Below are 12,658 nucleotides of genomic sequence, written 5' to 3'. Positions count from 1 at the left end.
AAGGTAGAAAAATGGCGGGCCTGTCGCTCCAGAAAGTGAAGAAGCGCTTCGGCCAGGCCGAGGTGATCGGCGGCGTCGATCTCGACGTCAAGGATGGTGAATTCGTCGTCTTCGTCGGCCCGTCCGGCTGCGGCAAGTCCACGCTGCTGCGCATGATCGCCGGGCTCGAAACCACCTCGGACGGGCGCATCGAGATCGGCGGGCGGGACGTGACCGGCGAAGACCCCGCCAAGCGTGGCATCGCCATGGTGTTCCAGACCTATGCGCTCTACCCGCATATGACCGTGGCGACCAATATGGGCTTTCCGCTCGAAATGTCGAAGCGGCCCAAGGAAGAGATCGACCGCAAGGTGGCGGAAGCTGCCAAGATCCTGCGTCTCGAGCCCTATCTGCAACGCAAGCCGCGCGAGCTTTCCGGTGGCCAGCGCCAGCGCGTGGCGATCGGGCGCGCAATCGTGCGCCAGCCGGGCGTCTTCCTGTTCGACGAGCCGCTGTCCAACCTCGATGCCGAACTGCGCGTGCAGATGCGCATCGAGATCGCGCGGCTGCATCAGGAACTCGGCACGACGATGATCTATGTCACCCACGATCAGGTCGAGGCGATGACGCTGGCGAGCCGCATCGTGGTGCTGCGCGCAGGCCGCATCGAGCAGGTCGGCGCGCCGCTGGAACTCTACGAGAATCCCGACAACAGTTTCGTGGCAGGCTTCATCGGCTCACCACGCATGAATTTCGTTCCGGCCACGGTCACGGCTGTCGAAGACGGGCGCGCCGTGGTGGCGGCGCCGGAAGCCGGGCTCGCCGGCTTGGCCGTGGCTACGCGCGGCGAGGCGCCGAAACCGGGAACATCCGTCAGCCTCGGCATTCGTCCGGAGCATTTCGTGCCTGCCGAAGGTGCGGCTGGAACGCTTTCCGGCAAGATTTCCCTTGTCGAGCACCTCGGCGGCGTCACCTACGCGCATGTCTTGCTCGCCAACGGGTCGATGATTACCGTCGAAAGCCGTGACGCAGGTGCGTTCGAGATTGGCAAGACGCAAATCTTTGGCGTGGGTTTCCAGCGCGCATTGTTGTTCGGCGCCGACGACATCCGATTGTAGGGCTGCGACAGTCCCGACAGTCTGGCGGTGCGCCTCGATTTGGCACCTTCAGTGCCGCGCACAGCCGGCCGAGAGAGATGGCGCACCCGACAGGATTCGAACCTGTGACCTCTGCCTTCGGAGGGCAGCTTTAGCTAGGTCAGAGCTTGATGAAAGCTCGATAGGTTCTTCGAATAATCCCGTTCATACAGTCGGTTAGCGGCACATTGGTATTTTGATCCCAGTTGGCTAGTCAACCCTTTTTTGTGTCCAAATTGGCACCAGGTAGGCACGGGAAGCCTCTGCCTAGGCTAGGCCACGGGGGAGACGCGCGGTCGATGTTTGTTAGATACCCGCACGAAAAAATTCGTCGATTTTGGACTGCAGTTAGACATCTTCCGGATCGGTCACTTGCAACTCGAAAATAGGAAATTCCTTCCACACTGCTGTCTGACTAAATTTAGCAACAATTTCGCCTTTGGTTTTGGCCACTGGTTCGTAGGCTACTGAGACGTAATGTTCTGCTTCATCCAATGCGTGATAGCGAATGGTGCTAAGGTGCTTTGAGGAAAACAGCCAAGCAGTCCCTTCCGGAAAATCCGCACCGCAAACGTGGATGCCCTCTACTGTAGCCAGATACGAGGGAAGGCCGCTCCCAAAGCCGGTAGTTGAGATTGACATTGGCGGCGGAACGTCACCTCTTTCAGCATATACAAAGCGCCGTAGGGAACGCCCTTCTGCTCGACGCGAAACAAGCAATATGGGTTCTGGACCAACCTTTGCGGCAACGGAGCGAATGCCATTCCAGAATGCCTCATCCTCGATTTTATGATCTATCGCGAAGCCTTCCTTGCCCTTTTGACAAAAGAGCCCCCACAGATGTGCCCCGGCAGCGTTCTCAATCCTACTGACGACTATCTCATCATACGACGCTGACGGATCATCCATTGGAGGCTCTACAAATTGGGCCTTATCGACACCAGTAAAACGAGCCACGAATGGTTTGACGGTATGGTCCGCCGCTGCCTTCTCTATCTTGAAGTCGCGAAACAAGCGTATTTGCTCTCGCGGAGCTAATATCTTCGATTGGGCTCGTGACCTTATCCTTTCAACTTTGCTTTCGTCGATCGGCGCGGCCTCCAGCCGCGCGGAACGAGCAGCCTCAATCGCATTAATTGACGTGTTCAAGATTTGGTCCAAGGCGGCAACTGATTTGCTGTTGTCGAACTGATCGTTGAAAAACCGAGCGGCCTGCTGAACGCTCTCTGCTGGCGGACTGAGCGCACCTACAATTCTTTGCAACTCGTGCACTGCGTTTCGGAGAGATAAGTCGCCTTCCGGCAGCACGTCCGGGCTTTGGGAAATCCCCACAATCTGATCGCCCAAGCCGTCATCGCCCGACGCAGGTACAAGGGCAAGTAGGAAGGCTACAAAGGCAGTTAGAAGGCCGTGTCGACCGTGCAGTGTCGATGGCGTAAATACACGTCCTGCAACTACTCGGCGTTCGGTCATATTATCGAGGGACGAAACAAGGCCATCGAGTTGTGCGCCATATGTATCCTTTTCAAAACGACGCCCAGCTTGTTCCAATCTCATTAGGTCCAAAAGTATGTGCCTAAACGATGTTTTGCCCACTCCTGGCATATCGTCTTCGTCGTCGGGCTCGCTTGCCTGACGGTTTAGCAATGCCCACGAAGTGTTAGCGGCTAACTCGCTGCCCTGCTTCTTGCCCATCGACCAATACGCAACGAGAGCTGACGTAATTAGGACTGTGTCGTTGTGCGCATTTCGTTTTGCTAGCTTGAACAGACCCGAAGGTGTTGGAGGAGGCATACGTGGATGCACGAGAGGCTCTATGGACAGCAGCGCATCGTTCCACTTGTGACTAAACACGTCCGGAAATAACAGCCGAGGTCTTGCTAGGTGGTAGGCGCTATGGCCCTCTTCCCCGAGGTGCATCCCCCAACGCACGAGGGCATCTCTATAGAATTTTGAACCAATCTCGTCGTCATTCCAAACTGCCACAGCCAGTAGATATGCTGTATTGGTCAAATGTTGCCACAGGTACGGCCAACTCGCACGAAGCCTCTCCCATTGTTCGTGGTCCGATTTGGCTTCTCGATCCCTCCAGTCAAATAGCGTAGGCGCGTGGTCAAGCAGGCTTTCCCAAGTTCCCACTACATCTGTCACGACGTCGCTGTAGACCTTCCTCTGCAATCCCTGCAGCGAAGGGCGGCGCTTATGGCCTTCTTCGGAAACCGCATGGCGCGTTACCCATGCCTCCAACCTGTGGGCATACATCGGACCAATGTCGAGGATCGAACGAAGAACTGCCGCTGACAGCGCCGGTTCGCCCCGGTGCGGCAAAAGTCTGCTGGGGACGTGGGTCAACGAACGGAAAAAGCTTTGATCAGTCATCAATTGGTCAACGGCGTTTTCGTACAGTCGTCTGTACTGACGGTTCCACTGATGGTGTGGAGCGTTCCATTCCATTCCAGCCACTTCAGCGTAGTTGAACGGAACCCCGTCAGGCCCTGTAGAAGCGTTGGCCGATAGCAGAAAGCGGTGATAGCTAATCAACTCGCCAAGGGCCGCCTCGAACGAAACTGGTGCTAGTCGCTGAATTTGAGCGGCTACTTTGTCAGCTAGTTCTTCCAGTATCTGGCTTGGGCTTGGCAGATCATTCATCGCGAACGCGCCTCTGGAATATGAACGCACGTTTTAACACCCAGCGTTCAATGCCTGTAAGAGGTACGCCACCACGGCGCTTACAAATCGCAAACGTCCCGGTCATAGCCTGATCCAGGAATATGCAGAACGACAATAGCGGCTTCTGATCCTCCCCTCGTTCAGCCTCTTGTGGGAGGCTCGCACTGCGGCACCGCTTTGTCCAACGCCTAACGACCCATCCGATCCAAAGCATGCGGACGTCGTGGAGCGCGACGGTAGTGTTGAAAGTCCGCTGCACCTCAACCGTCTCCGGCGACCCCAAGTCATAGCCGAAACTGAGTTGCACGTGCTTGGCTTCCGTACCGCTGGTGCTCGCCAGACTGTTTGCCGCTGAATGGTAGAGCTGTTCGCGGAGGCGCTTTGTCATTTGTGCGGGAATAACAAAATAGGCGGTGTACTGCTCTCGTATCCGTTCTCTGTGCACGCGTTGTACAAAGAAGAATGTAGTCGATATAAAGTTCGCAAGTGCAACAAGATTTACCGAAAGCCACCCTATATGCACACACATCAATACAACTTTGAAAAATTGGAGGTGAGTTCCCGCGCCCATTCGATGCAGTACAAATTGCGCTGGCCATACCAACTGTATGCACACTACCAATAGCAATGCGATACAGCTACTCACCACTTCCACAGAAAGTGATTGGTGATAATACAATTTTACGTCCGTGCTAGCATCTTCTCGCTGTGCGATAAGAGATACTAAACCTATCGCAATCGATATTACTCCTAGAACGCCCACCTGTGCGGTCACTAGGTACCCACCAACGGCCAAGATGAAAGCCTTCAGATTTATGTCGTCTTGATTTGTCAAACTCCATACTGGAATGCTATCGTTGAAATATCGTCCAGCGATAAACTCAATTAGTACGCATACCAGATTGATCGCTATGTAAATTAGTAAGTAATCTGAAAAGCTGCGACCGACGAATAACCAATTAATCATTCGACGGAGCAGCGGTGGTCTCGCCTTCCTTATGGCAACATTTTTCTCCATGTGCTCGCGAACTTCGCGTCGCACCCACTTGTTCAAACTGCCAGCCGGTCCCCCTCTACGCCAATCTATCATTTTTGTAGAAATCGCCCCCCGAGAACGTTGCTAATTAACTTAGGACAATGATCCGGATTTCGCTACTTATTCACCAAATACCATCACGTTCTTCATTTTCCCATCGATACAACGAAGATAGATGCGCGGATGAAGACGGGGCACTAGGCCCCGCCCTTCATTCGGTTCTCCCGCCTCCATAGAGGCTGCAGGTTTGTGTAGTGGCAGCGCCGGATCAGGTCATCCAGATCGGATGCCAGCCCCAGCGGCTCAATGTGGTCAACCTCCCATTGCCGGTACCGCCCCCATGTCATGCCGGGACGGAACCGGGCGTGAATGTGATCGCGCAGCTTGACGTGATCGCAGCCGACCGCATACGCGGGGCTAGCGCGGCCTTGGAGGGCCATTCCGGTGCGCCGGAGGGTATTGCGGTACATGCGATAGGACGGCTCCCAGAGGCCCCTTAGAACCTCGCGCTGGCGAGCCTGCCGGGCATTGCAAACGACGCACTGCCGATTGCCGACAAATCGTTCGGCCCGGTGGCCTTCCCTGCACAACTGCCCCGTATAGAAACGCGAAAGGCCGCGCTTGGCGGCCTCTTTCCTGTCCAGCACGATAGGCGTGCCGGTACTCTGTAACGACATTCTGTGTTCCTAGTCTTTGATAAAACAAGCCTCCCTTCCGCGCCCTGTTTGGTAGAGATATTGAACTGCAAGCGAGGTGAGCTTTTGGGTCAGGGGCGACCGGCAGTCACGCAGCTTGGCCGTTAGCCTATCCAAGCTAGCCGGGTGCATACCAAGCTCCGCAAGAACCGCAGCTTTGGTGTAGATGCCAGGGTCCGCATCCGCGAGGTATCTCGTCAGTTTGTCCTCTGTGGGCACCTTGAGCGCTTTGCGCTTCGCCGCTCCGGCTTCCCATTGTTTAATCCGTATTCTGGGCATTTGCTGCCCAATGGCCCGCAAGACAACCTCCGCAATCTTGCCCTTGGGCAGGAGCATGTAGAGGTCAACGGGTGAGCAGTTTCCCTGAATGTCGATGCTGTTGCGGCACCGGATACGGTTGATCGCCTGTACGACGCTTCTGGCGATGAAGCCGGTACCAAGAGCGCTGCATATGTCGTGGTGTCCACCGTAGTTGCGGACGCCAGCAAACCAGTCATCAGGTTGAGGCCCTACTTGTGCAATGAAGCTATGTACCGGGGCTATGTCGTCTAGGTATGGCAATCCGAACAGAACGAGTGCGTCGCACGCATTCCAATCGTTCTTGCCGTCGAGCTTGCCCCAGTTCGCAAACTGGACATGACCGTTTCGCAACGCGTAACCCGATACGATCGGCAGCACGTCCTTATGCGCGCACACAAGTACGTTCTTGCCGTTCAAGCGCTTCTGTAGATCGCCCCAGATGAACGGCCATGCCTTTGCTGCGTGATTGGTCAGGTAGCGCTTACCTACCGCATGTCCGTACGAAACATGCAGCGTGGCGTTGCTATAATTGCGGATGCCCTGTGGTCGGGGCAGTAGCTCCACATGACGCGGCATAAGTGCATAGGCCGGGTCCACGTCTGCGGTTGCATCAAGAATGATGCCCTGTATGCCGTCGATACCAAGCAACGATCGCGAGCTATGTAGAAGGGCCTTGCCTTTCCGGTAGCTAATCCACCCGTGCCCTATGTTCGCGACGGCATGCAAGGTTCGTAACAGATCGAGGTAGCTCGCCTTGTACGAAACCGGCTTCCGGTCGGTACGCTGGTCCGGCTTCTGGTCGGCATCAACCCATTCCGCAAATACGTGCTCGGGTATTTTTTCCACGGCCTCACGCAAGCGAGAGAGGTCCGTAGGTTCAAGCACCGAAAGCTGTTCCTTGTTCAGGGTACGGTCTGACAGGCATTCGGGCCCGACATCGGCCAAGCCGATAGCGAAGGTCTGCAACCGTCGGGCGATAGTCCGTAGTTCAGTCGGTAACGCACCGCACAGATCGCCTGACAAAGCCCGTAGATTGCCCAGATTGACGCTGTAGGCATCAACCCAGTCGAGGGCTTCGTCGATGAATACCCACCTACGCTTTCCAACGTAGTAGGTCAGTAGCCGGTCCCATTTGGGGCTTTGTTCGCAGTTGTCGGCCAGTTCTTGCAATGCGAGCCTGTAGGCAGCATGCGTAGTTACCAGAGCAGGAACTAGACCCAACTCTGCACCCTGGGCTGGTGCCTTCCGGTGCACCGACCGGGCCATATTCCAGCCCGCCAGTCTGTTGATGTCTCTCGCAATCCTATCTGCCTCATCTTGGAACTTCGTCACGATGAGGATGCCAGGGTGAGTTATCGGGTGCTGTAGTGAGCAGAGCACCTTCAGGGCTTCTGTCTTTCCTGACCCCGTAGGTAGCTGGTAGACCTGCCAGTGTCCCGGGTTGGAATTGAGCCGGATTGTTGCTTGTTCTAGCTGTTGCCAGCCCTCGATATGGGCTTCCGAACTGGCTAGCCCAAGGGTCTGTGTCCAGTGTCGGTTCATTCGGTCTGTGAACGTAGTCTGCATCTGATCCTTGCTGATTGGAAATGCGAAAAGGCCCACCGGCTGTCACACCGGCAGGCCCTGCTTGTGAAAGTCCCGCAGCTATCCCAAAGAATTATTATGGGAGAAATGCGGGAGTTTTTGACTGGCTCCAGAAACCGAAGCCGACCTAGTTCCTAATAGGGCGGGAATTAGCCGAGGCTGCTATTTCTCCGGCCTTGGAAGGTCCACACACTCTCCCATCCCGCCCCTTGCGGCATGCGTCCAAGCGATGATGCTGACCAGCTTCGGGAGCAGCGCGATGAACTCCAAATCGTGCGGCCCCGTAGGGCAATCAATGGTGTTCCTCGTATAGGTAGTTATGGCTCCGGTATCGTGATGAACTTGCACTAACGATACCAACAGCGCCGGCCTCTCTCGGAACCATTTGCGTTTCGATACGCATATGAAAGCTACAACTAGGTCAGTGCCATCTTGGTAAGAAAGCGGGCACATAATCGAGTTGTCACCTCTGACTGGAAGCAGGCCCATTCTGGTCAGCGGCATGTGTACCAACTCTGCGACGTAATCCGGCATTGGAAGCTTGCGATTGGTCATGCTGCCGCCCTCGCATTCAAACCCCGTAGTTTCGCTACGATGTCCTCCGGCTTAAGATGCGTGTAGCGGAACAGCATCCTCGGGTCCCGATGCCCGCTGATCGCTGCAACCTCCGGCACGTTCAAACCTAGTTCAAAGAACCGGCTTACCGCCTCGTGCCGAAGATCGTGGAACCTTAGATCAGCAATGCCCGGCATCTGCTTCGCGGCTCTGTGCTTGCATCGTTCCCATGCGAGACGGAAAGCGTTCGCCGTGACAGGTAACAATCGGTCATCGGTCCCGGTGGCCTGCATGCTGCGCAGGATCGAAACCGCGTTCACTGACAAGGGAATGGTGCGCGGTATGTCCGTCTTTGTTTCTGGTATCGACAACAGATGGTTGGCTAGGTCGAGGTCTGCACGCCGCATGTTGAGAAGTTCGCCACGACGCATGCCGGTTTCGATAGCAAGCCTGATGCCCGGCTCTAACCAATCGTTCCGGCTGTCTGCACAAGCAGCTAGCAGGGCCGTGAGTTCATCGGCATGAAGCCGCCTATTCCGTCCGCTGGCGGCCTTCGGCTTGCGTACGTTAGCAAGCGGGTTCGCGTGCAAGGGCACATCCCATTCCCGCCGTGCGACTTCAAACACGGTACGCAGCAGACCCAATTCCCGTATCACCGTTCCGGCCTCAACCTCCCTAAGCCGCTTGTCCCTGTGCCGGGTGAATGCCTGTGGCGTAATCCGGGCCAAGGTTAGGTTCGCCCAGTCGTAGCGTAGGAACACTTCGATCCGCTTGGCTTCTGACGCATGACCGCGCTTACCCGGTGTCACGTCACGTACGTAGCGGCGCAACAGGTCCGCAACGGTCGTGCGCTCCAAGCTGGATGGATCATAGGCAAGCGCGGCACGGTCTAGCTCCTGTTCGGTCTGCCGTATCCAGCGCAGCGCATCGGTTCGGTTTATGAAGCTCTTTGTTCGGGGCGTGTGTCCAAGGCGTCGAACACGGGCCTGCCACTTGTCGTTTCGTCTCTGTAGGGAAGCCATGAAAAATCCTTCCGTTGGCACCAGATTGGCACCGACTGCGGAAAGGGGTATTTCCACGGCTATTAACGCGGCTCGAAACCCTTGTGTTTCAAGGGCTTCCAGTGGCGCACCCGGTAGGACTTGAACCTACGACCTCTGCCTTCGGAGGGCAGCGCTCTATCCAGCTGAGCTACGGGTGCACACCGCCGATATGGGCGGGCCGGAGGGCTTGCGTCTCATAGCCGATGTCGCACGGCGCATCAACGCCCTAAAGATGACAGCCGGGCCTGCGCTTCCGCGCCAGGTATTCGTCGACCAGCTGGCGGTACCGCGTCGGCCCGAAACTCGGGAAGTGCCCGCCATGCACGACCGACACCGGCAGGTCGCGGATCGCCTCCATGGTCGCCAGGTAGTCGCCGGCGTCGGAATGGTAGGCGTCGTCGATCAGCGGCCCGTCGTAGACGATGTCGCCGGAGAGCAGGACGCCCGACGCCTTCTCGAACAGCGCAATGCCTCCCGGCGAATGACCGGGCGTGTGGATCACCTCGAAGGCGCGGTCGCCAAGATCGACGACGTCGCCGGCCTGAAGCAGGCGGCCGGCCGGCGCGGCGTCGACGCGGTAGCGCGCGGCGTCCCAGCCCTCGGGCTGCGCGATGAACATCTCGTCCGTCGCGTAGCGGTCGGCGAGCGTCAGTTCGTTGCGCGGATCGGCGAGGATGCCGGCTTCGGCCCTGTGGACGCATCGGTCCGGAAACTCGTGATGGCAGCCGATATGGTCGAAATGCGTGTGACTGGCGACGCAGACGAGCCGCCGCTCGCACACCAGCGGCACGTGCCGCCTGAGGCTGAAATGGCCGAGCCCGCTGTCGAAGAGAAGGTCGCGGTCGCGCCCGCGCACATGCCAGATGTTGCAGCGGTAGAACGGCTTGATCCACGGTTCGTGGATGAGCGTCACGCCGTCGCCCATGCGCAGGGTCTCGTACCAGTCCTGTCCGGCGATCCTGTGCATCAGCGCGACAGCAGAACCATGTCGGCGGGCGAAGCGAAGAGCTCGACGCTGTCGCCGACCGTGACGGGCTGGCTCGACCGCAGCTTGGCGATGAAGGCGACCTCCGGGTCTTTTGCCGAGGTCGCGGCGACGCGCTTGAAGCTGCCCTGGAAGACGACATCCGTGACGGTCGCCTCGCCGAGCGACACGGAGCCTGCTTGCGGGCCAAGCGTTATGTGCTCGGGGCGGATCGCCAGCGAGACGTCGAAGCCGGGCTCGCCGGCCGCCGCCAGCGAGACGAGACCGACCTGTGTATCGACCCTGATCTCGTCCATGCCGAGATCCAGCACCCTGCCCGACAGCAGCGTCGATTCGCCCATGAAGGTGGCGCTGAAGCGCGACGCCGGCCGCGCGTAGACGCGCTCGGCGGGCCCCTGATCCTCGATATGGCCGTTGTTCATCACCACGCAGTGATCGGCCAGCGCCATCGCCTCCTCCTGGTCGTGAGTGACATGGATGAAGGCGGTGCCGACGCGCTTCTGCAACGCCTTAAGCTCGTCCTGCATCTGGCGCCGGAGCTTCAGGTCGAGCGCGCCGAGCGGCTCGTCGAGCAGCAGCACGGCGGGTTCCACGACCAGCGCGCGCGCCAGCGCCACTCGCTGCCGCTGGCCGCCCGAAAGCTGGTGCGGCCGCTTGCCGATCGCGTCGGCGAGTCCGACCATGGCCAGCGCCTCGCGAACGCGGGCCATGCGCCTGGCGCGCGGCATGCCCCGCATCCTGAGGCCGAAGCCGACATTGTTGCCGACCGTGAGATGGGGAAACAGCGCATAGTCCTGGAACACCGTCGCGGTCGGCCGGCGCGCCGGCGGCGCATTGGTGACGTCGCCGCCGCGGATAAGGATGCTGCCCTCGTCGGGATGCAGGAAGCCGCCGATGATCGACAGCAGCGTCGTCTTGCCCGAGCCCGAGGGTCCGAGCAGCACGGTGTAGCTGCCGGGCTCGATGTTCAGCGAAATCTCGTCGAGCACCCGGTGGCCGCCAAAGGCGTGCGACACCTTGCGTATCTCGACCAGGGGGCCGCCGGTCATGTTCGGTTCCTCCTGAGAAAGGCGAGCTCGAGCAGGAGCGCGAGCACGATGGAGACGCCGAAGACCAGCGAGCCGATCGCATTGGTGCGCGGATTGAGGCCGGAGCGCAGCAGGTTCCAGATCTCGACCGGCAGCGTCGTGTCGAAACGGGTGAGCAGGAACGAGATGATGAATTCGTCCCAGGAGAAGGTCATCGACAGGAAAAAGGCGGCGAAGATCGCCGGCCACAGTACCGGCACGCTGACCAGCAGCAGGACCTTCCATTCCGAAGCGCCAAGGTCGCGCGCGGCGCGCTCGAGATTGACCTGGTGGTCGCCCATCTGGCTGTAGGTGATGGCGAAGCAGAGCGGCAGGTTGATCACCACATGGCCGATGCCGGCGACGCTCAGCGACTTCGGGATGCCGGCCGTGTTGAACAGGATCAGCAGGCCCATGCCGATGATCAGGTAGCTGACCGTCAGCGGCAGCGTGATCAGCCCGCGCATCAGGCCGGAACGCGGCAGGTGGTGCCGCGCCAGGCCCCAGGCGGCGAGGAAGCCGAGCGCCACCGCGAGCGCGGACGACAGGAGCGCGACCGCGACCGAGTTGACCAGCGCCGTCGTCAGGCGCGCGTCGCCGAGGACCGCCTCGTACCAGCGCAGCGACGGCCCGGTGAAGGGCGGGATCGGGAAGGAGGTCGCCTGCAGCGAGAACAGCACCAGCACGATGACCGGCAGGAAGATGAAGCCATAGACGGCCAGCGCGTAGACCGAGGCGAGTATCCTGACCAGCGCGCGCATCAGGCCCGCTCGATCTTCAGCCAGCGGGCGCAGAAGAGATAGGCGATCGACACCACGGCCATAAGGACGATGGCGAGCGCCGAGGCCAGCGGGAAGTCGCCGCGCCGGCCGATCTGCATCATGATCAGCTGCGGCATCAGGAGCTCGTTGTTGCCGCCGAGGATCTGCGGGGTGATGTAGTCGCCGATGGCGAGCACGAAGGTCAGGAAGGCGCCGACCATGATGCCCGGCAGCGTCAGCGGCAGGATGACAAGCACGAAGGTGCGCACCGGGCCTGCGCCGAGGTCGGCTGCGGCGCGGCGGTAGCTCGGCGACAGTTGCTTCAGGTTGGCGAAGATCGTCAGCGTCAGCAGCATGACGAAGAAATGCACGAAGCCGATGATGGTGGCCGTGCGCGTGTTGGCGAGCTGGACCGGCGCGTCGGCCAGGCCCGAACCGGTGAGCGCCTGGTTGACCACCCCGTTCTGGGCGAGCACAAGCAGCCAGCTGTAGGAGCGCACGACATAGGAGGTCCAGAACGGCAGGATCGCCAGCACGAGCGCCAGCCGCTGCAGGCGCGCCGGCACCATGTCGGCGAGGATCCAGGCGAAGGGATAGGCGAGCACGACCGAGATCGCGGTGACGATCAGCGTCACCTCGAGCGAATTGACCAGTGCCCGCCAGTAGCTCGGATTCTCGAAGAACTGCCGGTAGTTGGCGAAGGTGACGCGACCGTCGCCGTGGTCGAGGAAGCTGAGCGCGACCATGGCGACGAACGGAAGGACGAAAAAAACGAGCGTCCACAACAGCGCTGGCGTGACCAGCGCCCAGGGCACCAGCCGGCCGGGCGACGATTCGTTCACAACGC

The 12,658-nt window shown here is 59.2% G+C and carries 10 protein-coding genes and 1 tRNA gene; 1 reads left to right on the top strand and 10 read right to left on the bottom strand.

The window, feature by feature from the left end:
- The first annotated feature begins 11 nt into the window (after window positions 1–11).
- The gene (locus ABUE31_RS10740; RefSeq protein ID WP_367723521.1) at window positions 12–1,097 is read left to right on the top strand and encodes an ABC transporter ATP-binding protein; all 1,086 of its coding nucleotides are present in this window, start codon (window positions 12–14) and stop codon (window positions 1,095–1,097) included.
- A 366-nt stretch (window positions 1,098–1,463) separates the two neighbouring features.
- Here the strand turns inward: ABUE31_RS10740 and ABUE31_RS10735 are convergent, their stop codons facing one another.
- The 10 genes from ABUE31_RS10735 to ABUE31_RS10690 form a co-directional block, all read right to left on the bottom strand.
- Window positions 1,464–3,764, bottom strand: coding sequence for a hypothetical protein (locus ABUE31_RS10735; RefSeq protein WP_367723520.1), 2,301 nt, complete (start codon window positions 3,762–3,764; stop codon window positions 1,464–1,466).
- The gene (locus ABUE31_RS10730; protein WP_367723519.1) at window positions 3,757–4,839 is read right to left on the bottom strand and encodes a hypothetical protein; all 1,083 of its coding nucleotides are present in this window, start codon (window positions 4,837–4,839) and stop codon (window positions 3,757–3,759) included. Before ABUE31_RS10730 ends, ABUE31_RS10735 begins: the two co-directional genes overlap by 8 nt.
- Before the next feature lie 179 nt (window positions 4,840–5,018).
- Window positions 5,019–5,498 (bottom strand): hypothetical protein, encoded by a 480-nt coding sequence (locus ABUE31_RS10725; RefSeq protein ID WP_367723518.1) that lies wholly within the window; start codon window positions 5,496–5,498, stop codon window positions 5,019–5,021.
- Between the two features lie 9 nt (window positions 5,499–5,507).
- On the bottom strand, window positions 5,508–7,382 hold the full coding sequence (locus ABUE31_RS10720) for a hypothetical protein (protein ID WP_367723517.1): 1,875 nt from the start codon (window positions 7,380–7,382) through the stop codon (window positions 5,508–5,510).
- Between the two features lie 569 nt (window positions 7,383–7,951).
- Window positions 7,952–8,977: a site-specific integrase gene (locus ABUE31_RS10715; RefSeq protein ID WP_367723516.1), complete on the bottom strand. Its 1,026-nt coding sequence runs from the start codon at window positions 8,975–8,977 to the stop codon at window positions 7,952–7,954.
- 102 nt (window positions 8,978–9,079) lie between these two features.
- Window positions 9,080–9,156 (bottom strand) — tRNA-Arg (locus tag ABUE31_RS10710).
- 68 nt (window positions 9,157–9,224) lie between these two features.
- Complete coding sequence (locus ABUE31_RS10705; protein WP_367723515.1) at window positions 9,225–9,965, bottom strand: MBL fold metallo-hydrolase; 741 nt, start codon at window positions 9,963–9,965, stop codon at window positions 9,225–9,227.
- Window positions 9,965–11,032, bottom strand: a complete 1,068-nt coding sequence (locus ABUE31_RS10700; RefSeq protein ID WP_367723514.1) for an ABC transporter ATP-binding protein — start codon at window positions 11,030–11,032, stop codon at window positions 9,965–9,967. Before ABUE31_RS10700 ends, ABUE31_RS10705 begins: the two co-directional genes overlap by 1 nt.
- Window positions 11,029–11,811, bottom strand: a complete 783-nt coding sequence (locus ABUE31_RS10695) for an ABC transporter permease (protein WP_367723513.1) — start codon at window positions 11,809–11,811, stop codon at window positions 11,029–11,031. Before ABUE31_RS10695 ends, ABUE31_RS10700 begins: the two co-directional genes overlap by 4 nt.
- Window positions 11,811–12,653 carry an ABC transporter permease gene (locus ABUE31_RS10690; protein ID WP_367723512.1) on the bottom strand — a complete coding sequence of 281 codons (843 nt, stop codon included), beginning with the start codon at window positions 12,651–12,653 and terminating at the stop codon, window positions 11,811–11,813. The genes ABUE31_RS10695 and ABUE31_RS10690 overlap by 1 nt, the downstream gene beginning before the upstream one ends.
- Between the last annotated feature and the right edge of the window lie 5 nt (window positions 12,654–12,658).

The organism is Mesorhizobium marinum (assembly GCF_040813675.1).
GTDB classification, from domain to species: domain Bacteria; phylum Pseudomonadota; class Alphaproteobacteria; order Rhizobiales; family Rhizobiaceae; genus Mesorhizobium_K; species Mesorhizobium_K marinum.
This window is presented reverse-complemented; position numbering and strand designations above follow the sequence as displayed.